21 protein-coding genes are annotated in these 19,336 nt (G+C 74.0%); 12 read left to right on the top strand and 9 right to left on the bottom strand.

The window, feature by feature from the left end; translation table 11 throughout:
• Window positions 1-155: 155 nt before the first annotated feature.
• Entirely contained in the window at window positions 156-632 is a 477-nt protein-coding gene (locus tag ACFYZ3_RS24465; RefSeq protein WP_388521455.1) for an SRPBCC family protein, read from the top strand.
• A gap of 40 nt (window positions 633-672) precedes the next feature.
• On the opposite strand, the gene ACFYZ3_RS24460 is transcribed toward ACFYZ3_RS24465, so the two are convergent.
• Complete coding sequence (locus ACFYZ3_RS24460; protein WP_388521453.1) at window positions 673-1,797, bottom strand: PLP-dependent cysteine synthase family protein; 1,125 nt, start codon at window positions 1,795-1,797, stop codon at window positions 673-675.
• Between the two features lie 277 nt (window positions 1,798-2,074).
• Between ACFYZ3_RS24460 and ACFYZ3_RS24455 the strand changes: the two genes are divergently transcribed.
• Both ACFYZ3_RS24455 and ACFYZ3_RS24450 read left to right on the top strand, forming a co-directional pair.
• Window positions 2,075-2,398 carry a hypothetical protein gene (locus ACFYZ3_RS24455; RefSeq protein WP_361013119.1) on the top strand — a complete coding sequence of 108 codons (324 nt, stop codon included), beginning with the start codon at window positions 2,075-2,077 and terminating at the stop codon, window positions 2,396-2,398.
• A gap of 185 nt (window positions 2,399-2,583) precedes the next feature.
• Window positions 2,584-3,132, top strand: a complete 549-nt coding sequence (locus ACFYZ3_RS24450) for an ATP-binding protein (RefSeq protein WP_388521450.1) — start codon at window positions 2,584-2,586, stop codon at window positions 3,130-3,132.
• 321 nt (window positions 3,133-3,453) lie between these two features.
• On the opposite strand, the gene ACFYZ3_RS24445 is transcribed toward ACFYZ3_RS24450, so the two are convergent.
• The 3 genes from ACFYZ3_RS24445 to ACFYZ3_RS24435 are packed head-to-tail and all read right to left on the bottom strand — an operon-like array spanning window position 3,454 to window position 7,048.
• Window positions 3,454-6,021, bottom strand: coding sequence for an ABC transporter permease (locus ACFYZ3_RS24445; protein WP_388521448.1), 2,568 nt, complete (start codon window positions 6,019-6,021; stop codon window positions 3,454-3,456).
• Window positions 6,018-6,767 (bottom strand): ABC transporter ATP-binding protein, encoded by a 750-nt coding sequence (locus tag ACFYZ3_RS24440; protein WP_087810811.1) that lies wholly within the window; start codon window positions 6,765-6,767, stop codon window positions 6,018-6,020. The genes ACFYZ3_RS24445 and ACFYZ3_RS24440 overlap by 4 nt, the downstream gene beginning before the upstream one ends.
• On the bottom strand, window positions 6,764-7,048 hold the full coding sequence (locus tag ACFYZ3_RS24435) for an SHOCT domain-containing protein (RefSeq protein ID WP_388521445.1): 285 nt from the start codon (window positions 7,046-7,048) through the stop codon (window positions 6,764-6,766). The genes ACFYZ3_RS24440 and ACFYZ3_RS24435 overlap by 4 nt, the downstream gene beginning before the upstream one ends.
• A 191-nt stretch (window positions 7,049-7,239) precedes the next feature.
• Here ACFYZ3_RS24435 and ACFYZ3_RS24430 point away from each other — a divergent pair, with 191 nt between their 5' ends.
• The 5 genes from ACFYZ3_RS24430 (at window position 7,240) to ACFYZ3_RS24410 (ending at window position 10,165) form a co-directional block, all read left to right on the top strand.
• The gene (locus ACFYZ3_RS24430; RefSeq protein WP_388521442.1) at window positions 7,240-7,803 is read left to right on the top strand and encodes a TetR/AcrR family transcriptional regulator; all 564 of its coding nucleotides are present in this window, start codon (window positions 7,240-7,242) and stop codon (window positions 7,801-7,803) included.
• 11 nt (window positions 7,804-7,814) lie between these two features.
• Complete coding sequence (locus tag ACFYZ3_RS24425) at window positions 7,815-8,402, top strand: DUF4865 family protein (protein WP_388521439.1); 588 nt, start codon at window positions 7,815-7,817, stop codon at window positions 8,400-8,402.
• On the top strand, window positions 8,399-9,307 hold the full coding sequence (locus ACFYZ3_RS24420) for a phosphotriesterase (protein ID WP_388521436.1): 909 nt from the start codon (window positions 8,399-8,401) through the stop codon (window positions 9,305-9,307). The genes ACFYZ3_RS24425 and ACFYZ3_RS24420 overlap by 4 nt, the downstream gene beginning before the upstream one ends.
• Before the next feature lie 64 nt (window positions 9,308-9,371).
• A complete protein-coding gene (locus ACFYZ3_RS24415) occupies window positions 9,372-9,773 on the top strand; it encodes a tautomerase family protein (RefSeq protein WP_388521433.1) in 402 nt (133 codons plus the stop codon).
• Window positions 9,767-10,165, top strand: a complete 399-nt coding sequence (locus ACFYZ3_RS24410) for a VOC family protein (RefSeq protein WP_385350682.1) — start codon at window positions 9,767-9,769, stop codon at window positions 10,163-10,165. The genes ACFYZ3_RS24415 and ACFYZ3_RS24410 overlap by 7 nt, the downstream gene beginning before the upstream one ends.
• 21 nt (window positions 10,166-10,186) lie before the next feature.
• On the opposite strand, the gene ACFYZ3_RS24405 is transcribed toward ACFYZ3_RS24410, so the two are convergent.
• Both ACFYZ3_RS24405 and ACFYZ3_RS24400 read right to left on the bottom strand, forming a co-directional pair.
• Window positions 10,187-11,425: an ROK family protein gene (locus tag ACFYZ3_RS24405; protein WP_388521430.1), complete on the bottom strand. Its 1,239-nt coding sequence runs from the start codon at window positions 11,423-11,425 to the stop codon at window positions 10,187-10,189.
• A 37-nt stretch (window positions 11,426-11,462) separates the two neighbouring features.
• Complete coding sequence (locus ACFYZ3_RS24400; RefSeq protein WP_388521427.1) at window positions 11,463-12,113, bottom strand: alpha-ketoglutarate-dependent dioxygenase AlkB family protein; 651 nt, start codon at window positions 12,111-12,113, stop codon at window positions 11,463-11,465.
• A 152-nt stretch (window positions 12,114-12,265) separates the two neighbouring features.
• On the opposite strand from ACFYZ3_RS24400, the gene ACFYZ3_RS24395 reads away from it, so the two are divergent.
• The gene (locus tag ACFYZ3_RS24395; protein ID WP_388521537.1) at window positions 12,266-13,399 is read left to right on the top strand and encodes a methyltransferase; all 1,134 of its coding nucleotides are present in this window, start codon (window positions 12,266-12,268) and stop codon (window positions 13,397-13,399) included.
• Here the strand turns inward: ACFYZ3_RS24395 and ACFYZ3_RS24390 are convergent.
• Together ACFYZ3_RS24390 and ACFYZ3_RS24385 are read right to left on the bottom strand one after the other, a co-directional pair.
• Entirely contained in the window at window positions 13,389-13,562 is a 174-nt protein-coding gene (locus tag ACFYZ3_RS24390; RefSeq protein ID WP_388521424.1) for a hypothetical protein, read from the bottom strand. The genes ACFYZ3_RS24395 and ACFYZ3_RS24390 overlap by 11 nt on opposite strands.
• Before the next feature lie 34 nt (window positions 13,563-13,596).
• On the bottom strand, window positions 13,597-14,478 hold the full coding sequence (locus ACFYZ3_RS24385; RefSeq protein ID WP_388521421.1) for an SIS domain-containing protein: 882 nt from the start codon (window positions 14,476-14,478) through the stop codon (window positions 13,597-13,599).
• 126 nt (window positions 14,479-14,604) lie between these two features.
• On the opposite strand from ACFYZ3_RS24385, the gene ACFYZ3_RS24380 reads away from it, so the two are divergent.
• Complete coding sequence (locus tag ACFYZ3_RS24380) at window positions 14,605-15,384, top strand: DeoR/GlpR family DNA-binding transcription regulator (protein WP_011027539.1); 780 nt, start codon at window positions 14,605-14,607, stop codon at window positions 15,382-15,384.
• A gap of 91 nt (window positions 15,385-15,475) precedes the next feature.
• Here the strand turns inward: ACFYZ3_RS24380 and ACFYZ3_RS24375 are convergent, their stop codons facing one another.
• On the bottom strand, window positions 15,476-16,480 hold the full coding sequence (locus ACFYZ3_RS24375; protein WP_388521418.1) for a hypothetical protein: 1,005 nt from the start codon (window positions 16,478-16,480) through the stop codon (window positions 15,476-15,478).
• Between the two features lie 189 nt (window positions 16,481-16,669).
• Between ACFYZ3_RS24375 and ACFYZ3_RS24370 the strand changes: the two genes are divergently transcribed.
• Both ACFYZ3_RS24370 and ACFYZ3_RS24365 read left to right on the top strand, forming a co-directional pair.
• Window positions 16,670-16,903: a heavy-metal-associated domain-containing protein gene (locus tag ACFYZ3_RS24370; RefSeq protein WP_361013164.1), complete on the top strand. Its 234-nt coding sequence runs from the start codon at window positions 16,670-16,672 to the stop codon at window positions 16,901-16,903.
• Window positions 16,904-16,981: 78 nt separating this feature from the next.
• Window positions 16,982-19,240 carry a heavy metal translocating P-type ATPase gene (locus tag ACFYZ3_RS24365; RefSeq protein WP_388521414.1) on the top strand — a complete coding sequence of 753 codons (2,259 nt, stop codon included), beginning with the start codon at window positions 16,982-16,984 and terminating at the stop codon, window positions 19,238-19,240.
• Window positions 19,241-19,336 lie beyond the last annotated feature (96 nt).

Raw genomic sequence — 19,336 nt, 5'->3', positions numbered from 1 at the left:
GAGCCCCCTGTCGCGGGAGCCCCTGCCCGTGCGAGGCGCCGCGCGGGCCCGCCGTGGGGCGCCCGCCCCGCTGACACCCGGCGTGCCCGGGTCTATCGTGGCGCCACCCAGCCGATCGTCCGCCGCGCGCGGTTTCGCACCAGGGGGTGGTGTCCATGGCTCGCCGTCTGCGTCCGGTGGGTCTCGACTTCGTCGAGACGGCGCCGGTGCGCCTGGTCTTCGCGCGGGAGGTCGCCGCCGCTCCGGACGCCGTCTTCCGTGCCCTGGCCGAGGACGTGCCGGGCTGGACCGCGTGGTTCTCGGCGGTGACGTTCGCCCGGCCCATCGGTGAGGGCGCGGGGCGCGAGATCCGGCTCAGGGGCGGTGCGCGCTTCGTGGAGACGGTGCTGGCGGCCGAGCGGTCCGAGGTGTACGCCTACCGCGTCGACGTCACCAACGTGCCGGGCGCCCGGGCCATGCTCGAGGAGTGGCGCCTGACGCCGGCCGGGACCGGGACACGGGTGCGCTGGACGTTCGCGGCGGACGGTACGGCGCCGTTCCGTTTCGTCCTCGACCGGGCCCGTCCGGGGCTGGGGCGGGCGTTCCGGAGCGCGGTCACGTCGCTGGACCGGCGGCTGCGGCGGCGGCCGTAGCCCGGCGACCGGCGACCGGCGACCGGCGACCGGCGACCGCTCAGTCGAGCAGGCTGCCGGTGCGCAGCAGGGACTCGATCGCCGCCGTGTACGGCTCGATGTCGAGGCCCTGTTCGGCGAGCCAGGCGTCCGAGTAGTACTTGTCGAGGTACCGGTCCCCCGGATCGCACAGCAGTGTCACGACGCTGCCCCGCTGCCCCGCGGCCACCATCTCGGCGACGATCTTCAGTGCGCTCCACAGCCCGGTGCCCGTGGAGCCGCCCGCCTTGCGGCCGATCGCCCGCTCGAGGGAGCGTACGGCCGCGACGCTCGCCGCGTCCGGCACCTTCATCATGCGGTCGATCGCGCCGGGTACGAAGCTCGGTTCCATCCGGGGCCGGCCGATGCCCTCGATGCGGGAGCCGCGGTCGCAGGCCACGTCGGGGTCGCCGGTGGTCCAGCCCTCGAAGAAGCAGGAGTTCTCCGGGTCGGCGACGCAGACGTGGGTGTCGTACTGCATGTAGTGGACGTAGCGGGCGAGGGTCGCCGAGGTGCCGCCGGTGCCGGCCGTGGCGACGATCCAGGACGGCTCGGGATACCGTTCCAGCCGCAGCTGACGGAAGATCGACTCGGCGATGTTGTTGTTGCCGCGCCAGTCGGTGGCGCGTTCGGCGTAGGTGAACTGGTCCATGTAGTGGCCGCCCGTCTCCGCCGCGAGGCGGGCCGACTCCTCGTACATCCGCCGGGAGTCGTCCACGAAGTGGCACCGTCCGCCGTGGAACTCGATCAGCCGGATCTTCTCGGTGCTCGTCGTCCGGGGCATGACGGCGATGAAGGGCACGCCGATCAGGCTCGCGAAGTAGGCCTCGGAGACGGCCGTCGAGCCGCTGGACGCCTCGATCACCGGGCGGTCCGGCCGGATCCAGCCGTTGCACAGGCCGTAGAGGAACAGGGAGCGGGCGAGCCGGTGCTTGAGGCTGCCGGTCGGGTGGGTCGACTCGTCCTTCAGATACAGGTCGATGCCCCAGTGCTCCGGGAGCGGGAACAGGAGCAGGTGGGTGTCGGCCGAGCGGTTGGCGTCGGCCTGGACCTTGCGGACGGCCTCTTTCAGCCAGGCACGGTAGGCGGCGTCGCTGTGGTCGACGTCGAGGGTGGCGCCGGTGCCGGTCTGTCGGTCAGTGCTCACTTCGGGGCTCCTTACGCTGCGCGCCGACGGCGGACAGCGCGGCCGACACCTGGATCATAAACACCTTGCACACGCTTCTCACCTGCATAAACGCACCTTTGGGGGCCTCAAAGGCACCCCTGGGGTGCGGGGGTCGACGCAGCGGGCGCCCGGTGGGGGGCGCATTCACGCGAGTGCTCCGGTCGCCTCCGGAAAGGACCGGCGCGTACTGGTGCTCGGAGCGTGGTGCGGGCAGACTGCCAGCGGCGGAACCGACGCGCACGAGGGGGCGACGGCCATGACGGAGCCGGAGTTCAGGGCCACGGGGGTGCGGATCGGCAAGCGGCTGCGTTCACTCACCCGGGCCGGGACGGTCCGGATCAGCGGTGGCCGGGTGGAGTTGCTGACCAGCTACGGCAGCGAGATAGACAGCGCGCCGGTGCAGGCGGTGCGCGCCTCCCGCCCGTGGTTCGCCCCGCAGGACCGGGCGCTGGCCGACCTCGACGGCAAGCGGTACCTGCTGACCCTCGGAGAGCGTGACCCGGCCCCCGGGGAGCCGGGGCCTCCCGCGGCCCGCCGCTTCATCGAGGCGGTGCGCAGGGCTGCCGGACGCCGCGCCTGAGAGATGTCCGTAACTTGCGGTGCCTCACCCCTTGCGTCACGCTGGTCTCACGTCACTCTGGGTTTACCGGCGATAACGCTGCGAACCAGCCCGCCGGCCATGACAGCGGGCGACGTGCGCCACGTGCGGCTCGCTGGATCCGAACTCCGTGTTCTTCCGGACCTCTATGTCGGGGAGTCGCAGCCGTGATCACTCACCCAAGCAGACACTGCACGGTGGAGCTCCAAGCCCTGCCGTCGCGGATCGGCCAGGTCCGCAGAATCGTATCTGCGCAATTGCGCTACTGGCATATGGATCTCCTGATCGACCGTGCGGTGCTCGGCGTGACGGAGTTGCTGACCAACGTCCATCTGCATGCGCGGCCCGACAAGACGTGCACCGTGGAGATAGAACTGCTCCTGGACCGGCTCACGGTCTCGGTGCGCGACCACGATGCGCGACTGCCCGTCGTGGACGACGCCGAGCCCCTCGCCACGTGTGGGCGCGGGCTCGCCATGGTGGCCGCGATGAGCGAGAGCTGGGGCGCCCGGCCGGACGGCGAGTCCGGCAAGGTCGTCTGGTTCACGCTCCCGACGGCCGTGACCGCCGCGCCGGTCACCGTGCCACCCGTGTCGGCCCGCCCGCCGCGCCGTCTGGTCGAGGAGGTGCCGGTCGCCGCGTTCGCCGAGGTCGAGCACGCGGTCGACCTCGGCAGCCCCCAACCCGCTCCCGCCCGGTCGGCCGTTGCCGGCTGACCGGGCGGTGACCGTCCGCTGCCGGGGACCGTGCGTCACGGTTCCGGCGACGCCCGGGACGCGGGTTCGCGTCTCCGGCGGTCGTCGACCGGCGGGGCCGTCAGCGGCCCTGACGGAGCGTCGGCCGTCCGGAAGGACGCGGTGCGGAGGCGGGCGGTGGCACGCGGCGGCAAGCGGCAGCGGACCCGGTCGAGAGGTGGGCGCGCGCCGCCTCTTGCCGAGCCCGCCTTGCTCGCGGTACGGCCCCAAGCCGGGTGCGGCACTCGCCGTGGAGGGAGGGCGGGTGCCGCAACGGCGGCCGGTTCGCCGGGCCGGCGCGGGCTACTCCGCGGCGACGGCGCGCAGTACGTCCAGGCGGGATGCCCGCCGAGCCGGACGCAGTCCCGCCAGGGCACCGGCCGCGAGGCCGACCAGGGCCACCACCGCGAGCTGCGCGGGCGGCACGGCGAAGGCGAAGGCGCTGTCCGAGGCACCGTCGGAGGCCGCCACGAGGACCCAGCCGAGGAAGGCGCCGAGACCGAGCCCGCCGACCGTGCCGAAGGCGGCGACCAGGACGGACTCCCAGCGGACCATGGCCCGCAACTGGGCCCGGGTCTGCCCGACGGCGCGCAGCAGGCCGAGTTCGCGGGTGCGCTCGTGGACCGCCAGGGTGAGGGTGTTGGCGATGCCGAGCAGGGCGATGAGCACCGCGAGAGCGAGCAGCGCGTAGACGAGGGTCAGCATCATGTCGATGCCGCCCGCCGAGGATTCGGCGTACTCGTCCCGGGTCTGCACCTCCGGGTTGCCGTACTGCCCGGCGACCTTCTCGACCGCCGCCTTGCCCGCCTCCGCGCTCACGCCGTCCTTGAAGGCGACGGCGACCAGGGTGTCGGAGTCCTGGGTACGGTGCGGGGCCCAGGCCGCGCGGGTGATGACGTAGTCGCCGGCGAGTTCGGACTGTCCGTAGACCGCGCGGACGGTGAAGGTCCCGCTGCGTCCGTCGGTGAAGGTGAGTCGCGTGGTGTCGCCGGTGGTCAGCCCCTGCTTGTCCGCCTCGCTCCCGGTGACCGCGATGCCGTCGGTGCCGAGGTCGTCCAGTGAGCCGCGGACGGTGCCCAGGTCGAAGGTGCGGTTCAGGGCGACCGGGTCCGTGACCGTCAACGCCCGTCCCTCGCCGTCCACTTCCGCGACGCCCCGGCCGAGGCCGACGGCGGTGTCCACCTCGGGCAGCTTCTGGACGGCTCCGGCCAGCCGCGGGCTGAGGCCGCTGCCGCCGGCGCCGAAGGACGGCGCGCTGACGGCGACGTCGCCCGCGAAGGACCGGGAGACCGTCTGGTCCATGGTCGCCTTGAGCGAGGCGCCGAACACGGTGAACAGCGACACGACCGCCACGCCGATCATCAGTGCCCCGGCGGTGGCCGCCGTGCGCTTGGGGCTGCGCAGGGCGTTGCGCCGGGCGAGGACGCCGGTGACGCCGCGCAGCCGGTCCAGCGGGGCTCCGAGGACGCGTACGGCGGTGGCGGAGGCGACCGGGCCGAGCACCACGAAGGAGGCCAGGGCGAGGACGGCGCCCAGTCCCGCCAGCCACACCGACGGGGAGAGCAGGACCCCGACGAGTGTCACCGCGAGAGCGAGCGCGAGCAGCGCCGTGCCGGTGAACGCCCGCGCGCGGGAGGCGCCGGAGGTGTCGACGGCCGTCTCGCGCAGCGCGGCCAGGGGTGCGGTGCGGCCGGCCCGGGCCGCGGGCAGCAGGGCGGAGCCGAGGCAGACCACGACGCCGACGGCGAGCGGGAGCAGCAGCGACAGCGCGCTGATCACCAGGGCGCCCTCGGGGAACGGGAAGCCGATCGCGGGGAAGAGGGCCTGGAGTCCGGCCGCGATGCCGATGCCGCCCGCGAGCCCGGCGGCGGACGCCGTGAGGGCCACGAGGGCCGCCTCGACGAGGGTGGCGGCGGTGACCTGACGGCGGGAGGCGCCGAGGGCGCGCAGCAGGGCGTTCTCGCGGGTGCGCTGGGCGACCACGATGGCGAAGGTGTTGTGGATCGAGAAGGTCGCGACCAGCAGGGCGATGCCGGAGAAGACGAGCAGGAAGGTCGTGAACAGGGTCAGGAACTGGCTGGAGATCATGTCGGTGTTCTCCGCGGCCGACTCCTGCCCCGTGATGGCCTCGACACCGTCGGGCAGTACGGGGGTGAGCCGGTCGACGAGTTCCTGCTGGCCGACGCCGGGCCCGGCCCGCACCTGGATGCTCGCCGCCTCGCCGGGCCGGGCCGTGAGGTACTTCTCGGCGTCGGCCCGGGTCATGCCGGTGAAGGTCACCTGGGCCATGCCGTCCTCGCCGCCGAAGGTGGCGAGACCCACGACGGTGACCTCGACGGGGTCGGGCGTGCGCAGGGTGGTGGTGTCGCCGATCGCCAGTCCGCCCTTCTCGGCGGCGCCGCGGTTGACGACGACCTCGCCGGACTGCTGGGGGGCGCGGCCCTCGGCGAGGCGGTACGGGTTCAGCTCGGGGTCGGTGATCCAGATGCCGGCCAGGGTGGGCGGGCCCTGGCCGCCGATCGGGTCGCCGTTCGCGCCGACGAGCTGGCCCGCGCCCTGGATGCTGGGGGCGGCGGCCGCGACGCCGGGCACCCGCTCGACGGTCCGCACCAGGTCGGTGCCGACCGGCTGCCGTACGCCCTGGCTCTCGCCCGGTGTGGTGATGGCGTCGGAGCTGCGTACCACGGCGTCGGTGCCGCCGGCGGCGTTGCCGAACATGGTGTCGAAGCTCGCGCGGAGCGTGTCGCCCATGACCAGGGTGCCGGTCAGGAAGGCGACCCCGAGGACCACGGCGAGGAACGTCCCGGCGAAGCGGCGTTTGTGGGCCCGGAGCGAGGAGACGCTCAGCCGGACGGGGACGGGGGCGTTCATGACGGCACCTCGAAGGCTTTCATCCGGTCCAGGACCTTGTCGGCGGTCGGCGCGTCCATGCGGTCGACGAGGCGTCCGTCGGCGAGGAAGACGACCTCGTCCGCGTGGGCGGCGGCGACGGGGTCGTGGGTGACCATGACGACGGTGCGGCCGGTCTGGCGGACGGTGCGGCCGAGGAGGCCCAGCACCTCGCCGCCGGAGCGGGAGTCGAGGTTGCCGGTGGGCTCGTCGGCGAAGACCACGTCAGGCTGCCCGGCGAAGGCGCGGGCCACGGCGACGCGCTGCTGCTGCCCGCCGGAGAGTTCGGCGGGCCGGTGGTGGAGTCGGTCGCGCAGTCCGACGACGTCGATCAGCGCGTCGACCCATTCGGTGTCGCCCCGGCGGCCGGCCAGGTCGAGGGGGAGCGTGATGTTCTCGGCGACGGTCAGCGTCGGCACCAGGTTGAAGGCCTGGAAGACGAAGCCGACGCGGTCGCGGCGCAGCAGGGTGAGCCGGCGGTCGTCGAGGGTGCTCAGGTCGGTGTCGCCGATGCGGGCGGTGCCCGAGGTGAGCGTGTCGAGGCCCGCGGCGCAGTGCATGAGGGTGGACTTGCCGGAACCCGAGGGCCCCATGATGGCGGTGAAGCGGCCGGCCGGGAAGTCGACGCTGACGCCGTCGAGGGCGCGTACGGCGGTGTCACCACCGCCGTACACCTTCACGGCGTCCACGACCCGGGCGGCGGCCCGGGTGACGGTCGTCGTGGTCATGCCGCACCGCCCTTGCCGGTCCGGCCGAACTGCTCGTCCAGCACGGACAGCCGACGCCAGTACTCGTCCTCGTCGATCTCGCCGGAGGCGAAGCGGTGGCCGAGCACGGTGATGGGCGAGTTGTCCTCGACGGTCCTCGGCCGCCTGGGTCCGCGGCGCCCGCGCCACACCGTGCGGCGCAGCAGGGTGATGCCGCCGCCGATGACCAGTGCCCAGATCAACGGGAAGAGCAGGATCCACGGGCCGGGCCCGCCGTCGCCGAACTGTGCCAGGGTCTCCATGTCGTCCAACTCCTCGGTCGCGATGTCCCTTGTGTCGCTTCCGAGCCTCGCCCCGGGAGGGGGCCCGGGTCGTCGTACGGCCAGCGGCAGTGCGGGTACGACGCGGGGAGTACTCCGGCGGTCCGCGGCTGCTTCCCCGGTCTCCGGACGCTCACTCGACGTCTGTAACTACTAGTATGTACAGTGCGGACATGAGCACCTCGGAACGACTCATCGAGTCCACCCGCGAGCTGTTGTGGGAGCGCGGGTACGTGGGCACCAGCCCCAAGGCGATCCTGGAGCGGGCCGAGGCCGGGCAGGGCAGTATGTACCACCACTTCAAGGGCAAGCCCGACCTCGCGCTCGCCGCGATCCGGCGCACCGCCCAGGAGATGCGGGCCGCCGCCGGGGCCGTGCTCGCCGGTCCCGGGACGCCGTACGAGCGCATCGAGGCGTATCTGCGGCGCGAGCGCGACGTGCTGCGCGGTTGCCCGGTCGGGCGTCTGACGATGGACCCGGACGTGATCGCCGACGACTCGCTGCGCGCCCCGGTGGACGAGACCCTCGACTGGCTGCGCGAGCAGATCGCCCAGTTGGTGGAGGAGGGGCGGGAACAGGGCGAGTTCGCGCCCTGGCTGGACGGCGAGGAGATCGCGGCGGCGGTCGTCGCGACCGTGCAGGGAGGCTACGTCCTGGCCCGTGCGTCCGGCTCCCCCGCCGCCTTCGACGCGGGCGTCCGGGGCCTGCTCTCGCTGCTCGCGACCCACAAGAACTGAGGGGGCATCCGATGCATGCCATGCAGTACGCCTTCACCCTGCCCGCCGACTATCCGATGGACGTCATCAGGGAGCGCGTGGCCCGCACCGGGCACCTGCTGGACGACTGGCCCGGTCTCGGGCTCAAGGCGTATCTGATCCGTGAGCGGGGCAAGGACGGTTCGCCGGTCAACCAGTACGCGCCGTTCTACCTGTGGAACACCGTGGAGGGCATGAACTCCTTCCTCTGGGAGGGCGCCTTCCAGCGGCCCACCGACGACTTCGGCCGGCCCGCGGTCCGGCAGTGGACGGGCCTGGCCCACGAGGAGGGCGGTGCCGCCGGCAGCCCCGCGCGGCACGCGGTCCTGTGGCGCCACCGGGTGCCGGAGGGGGTGCCGCTGTCGGAGGTGGCGGCGGACGCGGTGCGGGAGACCGGGCGGCTGGCGGCCATGGGCGGGGTACTGCTCGCGGCGGCGGTCGTGGACACCGGGCAGTGGGAGCTGGTGCGCTTCTCGCTGCACGCGGGCGACGCGCCCGAGGGGCTGGAGGGCGAGGTCTTCCAGGTGCTGCACCTGTCCGCGCCGGGGCGGGCCCTGCTGCCGAGGGGGCGCCAGTGGTGAGCGCCGTCCGCACGGTCCTCGGGGACGTGCCCGGCGGGGAGTTGGGGGTGTGCGACGCCCACGACCACCTGTTCTTCGCCAGTCCCCGGCTGCCCGGCGAGGAACTGCGCGACGCCTCGGCGGCACGGGCGGAGCTGGCCGCCTTCCGGGAACGGGGCGGCGGCACGGTGGTGCAGTGGACACCGTACGGACTGGGCCGGCGGGCCGCCGATCTGCCGGCCCTGTCCCGGGAGACCGGCGTCCACGTGGTGGCCGCCACGGGACTGCACCAGGACGTCCACTACGACCGGGACACGCTCGCCGCGCTGCGGGGCCGGGCCGCCGACGTCTTCGTGGCCGAACTGACCCGGGGCATCGGGACGTCGGGCGTCCGCGCCGGGCTGATCAAGGTGGCGGGCGGCTTCCACGCGCTCGACGCGCACGCGCGGTGGACCATGTCGGCGGCGGCCGAGGCACACCACGCGACGGGGGCGCCGATCGCCGTGCACCTGGAGCTGGGCACCGGCGCCCTGGACGTACTGGAGCTGCTGTGCGGCGAGTCGGGCGTCCCGCCGCACCGGGTGATCCTGGGTCACCTCAACCGCTCCCCCGACCCCGTGACCCACCGGCAGGCCGCCGGGTCGGGATGCTGGCTGGCCTTCGACGGACCGTCACGGGCCCACCACGCCACCGACTGGCGGATGCCGGACGCCGTGCGCGATCTCGCCGAGGCGGGTTTCGGCGACCGGCTGCTGCTAGGCGGCGATACGACCACGGCGTCCGCCCGGTCGGTCGACGGGGGCCCGGGGATGCCGTACCTGCTGCGCCGCGTGGCTCCCCGGCTCGCCCTCTCCGTGGGGGACGAGCTGGTGCGGCGCGTCCTCACCGAGAACCCGGCGCGGGCGTTCGCCGTCGACTGGCACTGACACCCCCCTTCCGCGCCCCCCTTCCGCGGCCCCCGTCCCGGCCCCGTCCGACAGGAGACCCCTGATGCCCTTCGTCCGCATCGACGCCCACGGCGGCGGCACCGACGACGACCGGCTCGACGCGCTCGGGCGGGCCGTCCACGACGCCCTGGTGGAAACCCTCGGCATTCCGCCCGACGACCGCTTCCAGGTTCTGACCGCGCACGACGCCACCCGCGGCACCCTGCGCTACGACGACTACCTGGGCGTGCGCCGCGACGCGGGCATCGTGTTCGTGGCGATCACGCTGCGGGCGGGCCGGACCACCCGGCAGAAGGAGGCACTGTACGGCCGGATCGCCCGGCTCGCCGAGGAGTACGCGGGGACGGACCCCCGCAACGTCTTCGTCACCCTGACCGAGAACACCTCCGCGGACTGGTCGCTGGGCAACGGGCTGGCGCAGTACGTAGGGTCGGGATCATGCTGAGACTCGGAATCCCCGTCGTCGGTGTCACGGATCTCCCCCGCGCGGTGGCGTTCTGGACGGCCGCGCTGCCGCTGGTGGCCGCGGAGGAGTGGCAGAGCGAGACCTGGCGCACGCTGGAGTACGCGGACGGCTCCGGGCGGGCCCTCGGTCTCCTGCGCAGCGACTCGCCGCCAGAGCCCCGGCCCCGGCTCCACCTCGACCTGTTCACGGACTCGGCCGAGGAGCAGCGGGCGGAGGTGCGGCGGCTGATCGGCCTCGGCGCGCGGGCAGTCGAGTGGGACCTGTACCCGCCCGACCCCGACTTCGTCGTCCTGGCCGACCCGGACGGCAACATCTTCTGCGTCGTCGACCTCAGCCACGCCCCGAGCGGCGGGGACCGGCCCGCGCCCTGAGTCGCGGGCACGTCCGGCTGCCTACGCCGGCACGCCGAGCGGGTCGTCCAGGACCGGCTGCCAGGCCAACTCGGCCGCGCCGACCAGGCTGTTGTGGTCGAGACCGCAGGGCAGGATCGGCACCCCGCCGCTCTGGCCCCACAGGCTGCGCCCGGCGACGACCGCGCGCAGCCGCTCGGGGTCGGCGTCGAGGAGCGCGCGGTGGAGTCCGCCGAGGATGATGCGATCCGGGTTGAGGATGTTCACCAGGCCCGCCAGTCCCAGGCCGAGGCGGTCGATGAGGGTCTCGGTGGCGGTGCGGACGGCCGGGTCGGCGTAGTGCTCGCGGATCAGGTCGTAGGACTGCTGGAGCAGGGACACCTCGGGTCCCGGTTCACGCCCGGCCGCCGTGAGGAAGGCCAGCGGGTCGGTCTCCACGTCCAGGCAGCCGCGACTGCCGCAGTGGCAGGGGCGGCCCTCCGGGTTGACGGCGAGGTGGCCGACCTCCAGGGCGAGCCCGGAACTGCCGGTGTGCAGACGGCCGTCCAGGACCAGGGCGCCGCCGACCCCGCGGTGGCCGGTGGCCACGCACAGCAGGTCGCGGGCGCCCCGTCCGGCACCGTGACGGTGCTCCGCGAGGGCGGCGAGGTTGACGTCGTTGGCGGCGAAGGCGGGCCCCTCGATCCCGGCAGCGCGCACCTGCTGCGCGAAGATCTCCCGCACGGGTGCGCCGGCCGGCCAGGCCAGGTGCAGCGGGTTCAGGGCCAGGCCCTCCGGTTCCGCGACGGCGGACGGCACGGCGAGCCCGGCGCCGACGCAGCGCCGCCCGGTCTCCCTGAGGAGTTCCGCGCCCGCCTCGACGACGGAGCCGAGCACCTTCGCCGGGTCGGCGTCGACGACCTCGCAGCCGGGCGCCGTCGCGACGATCCGGCCCCCGAGGCCGACCAGGGCCGCCCGGAAGCCGTCGGCGTGGATCTGGGCGGCGAGGGCGACGGGCCCGTCCTCGGCGACCGAGAGACGGTGCGAGGGGCGGCCCTGGGACCCGGCCGCCGCGCCGGGCCTGGCGTCCACCCGGATCAGGCCGAGCGCCTCCAGTTCGGCGGCGACCGCGCCCGCCGTGGCCCGGGTCACGCCCAGTTCGGCGGTGAGGACGGCCCGGGTGGGGGCGCGTCCGGTGTGCACGAGCTCCAACGCGGGTCCGAGCGCACCGCGCCCCCGGTCCAGCCGCGTCCTCGAGGTGGTCCCTTCCCCCGCCGTCCGGGGGTCCGCCTTGCCGCTCATGAGGGGGAGTCTCCCATGATCCGTCCGTGCGGGGTGCCTAGAGGCCACTGACGCGGAGCGTGATGTTCAGCCGCCCGGCGAGCCCCAACTCGGGCGGCGCGGTGCCCGGGTGCACCCTCGGCACCCCGTGGTACGCGAGCCGCGAGGGACCGCCGAAGACGAACAGGTCGCCGCTGCGCAGCTCGGTGTCCGTGTAGGGGCGGGTGCGGGTCTCGGGGTTGCCGAAGCGGAAGACGCAGGTGTCGCCGAGGCTCAGGGAGACCACGGGGGCGTCGGAGCGCTCGTCCGCGTCGCGGTGCATGCCCATGCGGGCGTCGGCGTCGTAGAAGTTGATCAGCGCGATGTCGTACGGCGCCGCCGCCACCGCCTCGGCACCGAGCGCGTCGGTCACCGCGCGGCGGGCGAGGTCGCCGAGCCGGGCCGGGAAGGGCTTGACCGGGGCGCCGTCGCCGTCGACGGCGGTGGCGGCGTAGCCGTACGGGTACCAGTGCCGGCCGAGGCAGACCTGCCGGGCGGTCATGGTGCCGCCGCCGGGGGTGCGTACCGTGCGCAGTCCGGCCGGTGGGCGGGCCCACGCGCGGCAGGCGTCCAGCAGCTCGCGCTGCCGTCCCGGGGCCAGCCAGTCCGGCACGTGGACGGCGCCGGGTGCGGTCTCGGCGCGGGTCCTGGGGAACAGCTCGGCGTCCATGTCCCCATCCTGCCTCCGTGCTCCGCTCCCCGGGCGCGACCGGCGCTGAGCTGCGGCTCGGCTAGCCTGGACACACGATGAACGACCGCAGCGCTAACGACCACAGCACGAACCCGAGCAGCACGAACCACAGCGGCGACCGCGACGACCGCATGACGACTGTGTGGGGCGAGCGCGTGCTGTCCCGCTTCCCCGAGGACCCGCGCGACCGGCTCCGCGCCTGGGACGCCGCCGACGAGTACCTGCTGGGGCACCTCGCGGAGCGGGAGGTCCCGCTGTCCGGCACGGTCGTGGTGGTCGGCGACCGGTGGGGAGCGCTGGTGACGGCGCTGGCGGCGCACCGTCCGGTGCAGATCACCGACTCCCACCTCGCGCGCGAGGCGACGCGGGTCAATCTGGAGCGGAGCGGTGTCGAGCCGGACTCGGTGCGCCTGCTCACCACGCAGGACCCGCCGCCGGACCGTGTCGACGTGCTGCTGGTGCGGGTGCCGAAGAGCCTCGCCCTGCTGGAGGACCAGCTGCTGCGGCTGGCGCCGGGGCTGCACGAGGGCACGGTCGTGGTGGGCACCGGGATGGTGAAGGAGATCCACACCTCCACGCTCCGGCTGTTCGAGCGGATCGTCGGCCCGACCCGGACGTCACTGGCCGTGAAGAAGGCCCGGCTGATCTTCGCGGAGCCCGATCCCGCGCTGAAGCGGCCCGCCAACCCCTGGCCGCTCGGCTACCGGCTGCCCGACGACGTCGGGCCGCTCTCCGGTCGCCCCGTCGTCAACCACGCCGGTGTCTTCTGCGCCGACCGGCTCGACATCGGCACCCGCTTCTTCCTCCGGCACCTGCCGGCCCCCGGGAGCTTCCGGCGGGTGGTGGACCTGGGCTGCGGCAACGGTGTGGTCGGTACGGCGGTGGCGCTGGCCGATCCGGACGCGGAGCTGCTGTTCACCGACGAGTCGTTCCAGGCCGTGGCCTCGGCCCGGGCGACGTACCGGGCGAACGAGGTGGCGGGCCAGGCGGAGTTCCGGGTCGGCGACGGGCTGGACGGGGTGCCGGACGGCAGTGTCGACCTGGTGCTGAACAACCCGCCGTTCCACTCCCACCAGGCGACGACCGATGCCACGGCGTGGCGGATGTTCACCGGGGCGCGGCGGGCGCTGCGCCCCGGCGGCGAACTGTGGGTGGTCGGCAACCGGCATCTGGGCTACCACGTCAAGCTGCGGCGCCTGTTCGGCAACAGCCGGCTGGTGGCGGGCGACCGGAAGTTCGTGGTGCTGAAGGCGGTCAAGGAGTAGCCGGAGCAGGGGGAACGGGGTCGGTCCTGGTCACCACCTGGATCAGCGTCGCCACCGTCCGGACCATGGCCTCCCTCCCCGCGGTGAGGTAGCCGCGCGAGTCGACCGCCTCGGGACGGGTCGCGGCACGGCCGATCAGGTCGCCGGTGGTGGCGAGGGGCACGGTCTGTTCCTCGGCGGGCGTCGGGGAGCGGATGTCAAGGGGCGAGGACGACGGAGCGGGTCAGGTGGCGCGGGCGGTCCGGATCGAGGCCGCGCGCGGCGGCGACGGCGACGGCGAGCCGCTGGGCACGCACCAGTTCGGCCAGCGGGTCCAGCTCGCCGGGCACCCACAGCGCGCCGGTCTCGCGGACCTGTTCGGCCAGCCCGACGGGTGCCTCGCCGAACATCCAGGCCGCCGTGCCCGCGGTGCTGATGCTGATGGGGCCGTGCCGGTACTCCATGGCCGGGTAGGCCTCGGTCCAGGACAGGGAGGCCTCGCGCATCTTCAGGCCGGCCTCGTTGGCCAGTCCGACGGTCCAGCCCCGGCCGAGGAAGGTGAACTGGGTGCGCTCGACGAGCCCTTCGGGCAGCTCGGCGGCGAGCGCGTCGCGGGCGTCGGCGACGACGGCCTCGGTGTGCAGGCCCAGGTGGGCGCGGAGCAGGGTGAGCGCGGTGGTCGCGAACCGCGTCTGCACGACGGACCGTTCGTCGGCGAAGTCGAGGACGACGACGTCGTCGGCGGCGGTCATGACCGGCGTGGCCGGGTCGGCGGTGAGCGCGACGGTGCGGGTGCGGCCCTTCAGCTCCGTGAGCAGCTCCAGTACCTCGGTGGTGGTGCCGGAGCGGGTGAGGGCCACGACCCGGTCGTACATCCGCCCGCGCGGGAACTCGGAGGCGGCGAACGCGTCCGTCTCGCCCTGGCCCGCGTCCTCGCGCAGCGCCGCCGCCGACTGCGCCATGAAGTACGAGGTGCCGCACCCGACGATCGCCACCCGCTCCCCCGCCACCGGCAGCGCCGCCGTGTGCCGTGCCGCCTCGGCCGCGGCGCGCGTCCAGCACTCGGGCTGGCTGTTGAGCTCGTCCTCGACATACGTCATGCCGCACACTCCCCGAACACGGATTGACTGTTCCTGCAAGATATAGCGAGCTTTAGAGCACGATCAAGCAATCCGGGGAAGAGTGCGTGCGCTAGGGTCGGCGGGGGTCGAGGAACGGAGGCGCGGATGTCGCGCGACGCCCGCTGGAAGGCACTGCTGGAACTGCTCGTCGAGCGCGGCCGGCTGGACGTCGAGGAGGCGGCGACCGAGCTGGAGGTCTCGGCCGCGACGATCCGCCGCGACTTCGACCGGCTCGCCGAGCAGCAGATGCTGGTGCGCACGCGCGGTGGCGCGGTGGTGCACGGGGTGTCGTACGAACTGCCGCTGCGTTACAAGACCGCCCGCCGCGCCTCGGAGAAGCAGCGCGTCGCGCAGGCGGTCGCCGCCCTGGTGGCGCCGGGCGAGGCGGTGGGGCTGACCGGCGGCACGACCACCACGGAGGTGGCGCGCGCCCTGGCCGTGCGCGCCGACCTGGCCTCCGGCACCCCCGCGCTGACCGTGGTGACCAACGCGCTCAACATCGCCAACGAACTCGCCGTTCGCCCCCAGTTCAAGATCGTGGTCACCGGCGGGGTGGCCCGGGCGCAGTCGTACGAGCTGATCGGGCCGCTCGCGGACGGCGTGCTGGGGCAGGTGACCCTCGACGTGGCGGTCCTCGGCGTCGTCGCCTTCGACGTCGCGCACGGTGCCGCGGCCCACGACGAGGCCGAGGCCGCGATCAACCGGCTGCTGTGCGAGCGCGCCGAGCGGGTCGTCGTGGCCGCCGACTCCAGCAAGCTGGGCCGGCGGGCGTTCGCCCGGATCTGCGCGACCGAGTCGGTGGACACGCTGGTGACGGACGGTGCGGCCGACCCGGAGCTGGTCGGGCGCTTCGAGGAGGCGGGAGTCCGGGTCGTCACGGCCTGAGGAGCCCCGGGGGGGGTATGCCCGGCACCACGGGGTGCGCCCGGCCTCGGAGTACGCCCGGCCCCGGTGGTGGCGCAGGTGGTGGCGCCGGTCAGTGCCCGTGGCCGTCGGTGTGTTCCGGCGTGGCGCTCGGGTCGGCCTCCTTCGTCGCACCGGCCGTCGCACCCGTCGCCGATCCGGCACGCACGGTGAACGCCGCGGTGTGGACCTCGCCCTGGTGCCGGAAGTCCAGGAAGAGGCGGTAGGTGCCGGGGCTGGGCGCGGTGGCGCTGAAGGAGATCTCCGGGCCCGGCCTGGTGGTGCCGTCGCCGGGTTCGCCGTTCGGGTGGACGTGGAGGTAGGCGAGGTCGCCGGAGCGCAGGGCGACGAGGTGGCCGTAGGCGCCCAGGTAGGGCTGGAGGTCGCCCACGGGTTCGCCGCCCCGGGACACCTTCAGCTTCAGCTCGCTCGCCCTGCCGGGGCGCAGGGAACCCTCGAGTTCGACCTCGTAGCCGTCGGTCCGGGCGGCGTGGTTCGGGGCCGGGAGCCGTGCGGGCTCGTATCGGCCGGAGGCGGCCAGGTCGGCGCCGAGGGTGAGGTTCTCCGCGTCCTCGCCGGCCGGGGTGAAGTCGGCGAAGACGCGGTAGCCGCCCGCGGCGGGCAGGTCGACGGGGGTGCTCCAGGTGCCGTCGGCGGCACGGGTGGGGTGCAGGTGGCGGTAGGTGACCAGGTCGCGTGAGGCCAGGACGAGGTGGAGTTCCTTGTCGTGCTCGCGCCGGTAAGCGGTCACGGCCGCGCCGCTCGCGTCCCGGACCGTGAAGCGCAGCTCGGTGCGCCGGCCGGCGGTGACGTGCGGAGTGGCGAGGTCGAGGCTGTAGCCGGACTCGGAGATCTGCAGGCCGCCGGCCGGGATGCTCTCGTGACCCTCGTGGCCGCCGCCCTCCTTCGGTCGCGGCGTCGGTTCACGCGGCCCGTCCGGTTCGCGGTGCTCGTCATGGGGCGCGGGCGCGGCGCCGTCCGCGACGATCGGGTCGATCCCCGTGCCGACACCGTAGGCGGTGCCGAAGGTGGCGGCCAGCGCGGCGGCGAACGCGGTGATCCTCAGTCCGGTGTGCATGACGGCGTCTCCTCGGATCCGGGGCTCCGGCTCGCCCGGAAGCCCTCTTCTTGCACTTCACCATACCCCTGGGGGGTACATAATCAAGCCGTGGAGCCACTTGCCTTAGGTACCCCCTAGGGGTATACATGGACTGGTCCGGGCGGGTACCCCCGCCCCGTATCTGTGACCACATCCTTGGAGGAAGCAATGCCCTCGAACGTCACCGCCCCCGTCACCACCGCCTACGCCGTCGCCGGCATGAGCTGCGGTCACTGCGTCGCGACACTCACCCGGGTGATCGGCGAGCTGGACGGTGTCATCGGTGTCGACGTCCGGCTCGACACCGGCCGGGTCACCGTCACCGCCGACGCCGAGCCGGACGACGCCGCGATCGCCGAGGTGGTCGACGAGGCCGGGTACGAGCTGACCGGCCGCGTCTGACCGACCCGCACTCCCCCGACGCACCGCCGGGACCCGCGACGCCGGGTCCCGGCCGACGACCCCGCATCAGGAGCAGCCATGACCACCAGTACGACCAGCGCACCAGCCGAGGTGGAACTCGCCATCGGCGGCATGACCTGTGCCTCGTGCGCCGCCCGGATCGAGAAGAAGCTGAACCGGATGGAGGGGGTCACCGCGACCGTCAACTACGCGACGGAGAAGGCGAAGGTCAGCCATGCCGGTGACGTGTCCGTCCCGGAGCTGATCGCCACCGTCGAGGCGACCGGGTACACGGCCCGCGAGCCCGAACCGGCCCGTACCGGTGCCGGGTCCGGGTCCGGGCCGGGGGGCGCCGAGACCGTCGACGAGCTGCGGGAGCGCCTGGTGACGTCGGTGGTGCTGGCGGTCCCGGTGATCGCGATGGCGATGGTGCCCGCGCTGCAGTTCGAGTACTGGCAGTGGCTGTCGCTGACGCTGGCGGCGCCCGTGGTGACGTACGCGGCCTGGCCCTTCCACCAGGCGGCGTTCACCAACGCCCGGCACGGCGCGGCCACCATGGACACCCTGATCTCGGTCGGCACCTCGGCGGCGTTCCTGTGGTCGCTGTGGGCCCTGTTCCTCGGCAGCGCGGGCACTCCCGGCATGACCCACCCCTTCGAGCTGACCATCGCCCGCGGCGACGGCTCCGGGAACATCTACCTCGAGGCGGCGGCGGGGGTGACCGCCTTCATCCTCGCCGGGCGCTACTTCGAGGCGCGGTCCAAGCGCAAGGCCGGTGCCGCGCTCAAGGCGCTGCTGGAGCTGGGCGCCAAGGACGTCACGGTCGTGCGGGGCGGTCGTGAGGAGCAGATCCAGGTGGGGGACCTGAAGGTCGGCGACCGGTTCCTGGTCCGCCCCGGCGAGAAGATCGCCACCGACGGCACGGTCGTCGAGGGCACGTCGGCCGTCGACGCGTCGATGCTCACCGGCGAGTCCGTGCCGGTCGAGGTCGGCGCGGGCGACGGGGTCACCGGGGCCACCGTGAACGCGGGCGGCCGGCTGGTGGTCGAGGCGACGCGGGTCGGCGCGGACACCCAGCTGGCGCGGATGGCCAGGCTGGTGGAGGACGCGCAGAACGGCAAGGCCGCGGCCCAGCGGCTCGCCGACCGCATCTCCGGTGTCTTCGTCCCCGTCGTGATCGGCCTCGCGCTGGCCACCCTGGGCTTCTGGCTCGGCAACGGCTCCGGACCGGCCGCCGCGTTCACCGCCGCCGTCGCCGTCCTGATCATCGCCTGCCCCTGCGCGCTGGGCCTCGCCACCCCGACCGCGCTGATGGTCGGCACCGGTCGCGGCGCCCAGCTCGGCATCCTCATCAAGGGCCCCGAGGTCCTGGAGTCCACCCGCAAGGTCGACACCATCGTCCTGGACAAGACCGGGACCGTCACCACCGGCCGCATGACCCTGCTCGCCGTGCACACCGCCGACGGCACCGACGAGGCGGAGGTGCTGCGGCTGGCCGGGGCGCTGGAGCACGCCTCGGAGCACCCGATCGCGCAGGCGGTGGCCGCGGGCGCCACCGAACGGGTCGGCACCCTGCCCACCCCCGAGGACTTCGCCAACGTGCCCGGTCTCGGCGTGCAGGGCGTCGTCGAGGGCCACGCCGTCCTGGTCGGCCGGGAGAAGCTGCTCGCCGAATGGGCCATGGAACTGCCCGTCGGCCTGGCACGCGCCAAGGCCCGTGCGGAGGCCGCCGGCCGCACCGCGATCGCCGTCGCCTGGGACGGCGCGGCCCGGGCCGTCCTGGAGGTCGCCGACGCCGTCAAGGACACCAGCGCCGAGGCCGTGACCCGGCTGCGGGCGCTGGGCCTGACGCCGGTCCTCCTCACCGGCGACAACCGGGCCGTCGCCGAGGCGGTGGCCGCCGAGGTCGGCATCGCTCCCGAGCACGTGATCGCCGAGGTCATGCCCGAGGACAAGGTCGCCGTGGTCAAGCGCCTCCAGGGCGACGGGCGTTCGGTGGCGATGGTCGGCGACGGGGTCAACGACGCCGCCGCGCTCGCCCAGGCCGACCTGGGTCTCGCGATGGGCACCGGTACCGACGCCGCCATCGAGGCGGGCGACCTCACCCTCGTCCGCGGCGACCTGCGCGCCGCCGCGGACGCCATCCGACTGGCCCGCAGGACACTCGGCACCATCAAGTCCAACCTGTTCTGGGCCTTCGCCTACAACGTCGCCGCCCTGCCGCTCGCCGCCGCCGGACTCCTCAATCCGATGATCGCCGGAGCCGCCATGGCCTTCTCCTCCGTCTTCGTCGTCGGCAACAGCCTGCGCCTGCGCGGTTTCCAGGCCGCGGACTGACCCACCGCCGCCGCACCGGGCCGCCGGCCGACTCCACTAGGGCCGGCGGGCGGCCCGCCGGTGCGTGGACCCGGCCGGGCCGAGCCGCACCGCCCG

It is taken from the genome of Streptomyces sp. NPDC001599, from assembly GCF_042893535.1.
GTDB lineage: Bacteria > Actinomycetota > Actinomycetes > Streptomycetales > Streptomycetaceae > Streptomyces.
Note: the sequence above shows the minus strand (reverse complement) of the source record. Positions and strands in the feature narration are given on the sequence as shown.

Coding starts and splice junctions, on each gene's coding strand:
- ACFYZ3_RS24465 (WP_388521455.1), top strand. CDS start 156: ATGGCTCGCCGTCTGCGTCCGGTGGGTCTCGACTTCGTCGAGACGGCG.
- ACFYZ3_RS24455 (WP_361013119.1), top strand. CDS start 2,075: ATGACGGAGCCGGAGTTCAGGGCCACGGGGGTGCGGATCGGCAAGCGG.
- ACFYZ3_RS24445 (WP_388521448.1), bottom strand. CDS start 6,021: ATGAACGCCCCCGTCCCCGTCCGGCTGAGCGTCTCCTCGCTCCGGGCC.
- ACFYZ3_RS24440 (WP_087810811.1), bottom strand. CDS start 6,767: ATGACCACGACGACCGTCACCCGGGCCGCCGCCCGGGTCGTGGACGCC.
- ACFYZ3_RS24435 (WP_388521445.1), bottom strand. CDS start 7,048: ATGGAGACCCTGGCACAGTTCGGCGACGGCGGGCCCGGCCCGTGGATC.
- ACFYZ3_RS24430 (WP_388521442.1), top strand. CDS start 7,240: ATGAGCACCTCGGAACGACTCATCGAGTCCACCCGCGAGCTGTTGTGG.
- ACFYZ3_RS24425 (WP_388521439.1), top strand. CDS start 7,815: ATGCATGCCATGCAGTACGCCTTCACCCTGCCCGCCGACTATCCGATG.
- ACFYZ3_RS24415 (WP_388521433.1), top strand. CDS start 9,372: ATGCCCTTCGTCCGCATCGACGCCCACGGCGGCGGCACCGACGACGAC.
- ACFYZ3_RS24410 (WP_385350682.1), top strand. CDS start 9,767: ATGCTGAGACTCGGAATCCCCGTCGTCGGTGTCACGGATCTCCCCCGC.
- ACFYZ3_RS24405 (WP_388521430.1), bottom strand. CDS start 11,425: ATGAGCGGCAAGGCGGACCCCCGGACGGCGGGGGAAGGGACCACCTCG.
- ACFYZ3_RS24400 (WP_388521427.1), bottom strand. CDS start 12,113: ATGGACGCCGAGCTGTTCCCCAGGACCCGCGCCGAGACCGCACCCGGC.
- ACFYZ3_RS24395 (WP_388521537.1), top strand. CDS start 12,266: ATGACGACTGTGTGGGGCGAGCGCGTGCTGTCCCGCTTCCCCGAGGAC.
- ACFYZ3_RS24385 (WP_388521421.1), bottom strand. CDS start 14,478: ATGACGTATGTCGAGGACGAGCTCAACAGCCAGCCCGAGTGCTGGACG.
- ACFYZ3_RS24380 (WP_011027539.1), top strand. CDS start 14,605: ATGTCGCGCGACGCCCGCTGGAAGGCACTGCTGGAACTGCTCGTCGAG.
- ACFYZ3_RS24375 (WP_388521418.1), bottom strand. CDS start 16,480: ATGCACACCGGACTGAGGATCACCGCGTTCGCCGCCGCGCTGGCCGCC.
- ACFYZ3_RS24370 (WP_361013164.1), top strand. CDS start 16,670: ATGCCCTCGAACGTCACCGCCCCCGTCACCACCGCCTACGCCGTCGCC.
- ACFYZ3_RS24365 (WP_388521414.1), top strand. CDS start 16,982: ATGACCACCAGTACGACCAGCGCACCAGCCGAGGTGGAACTCGCCATC.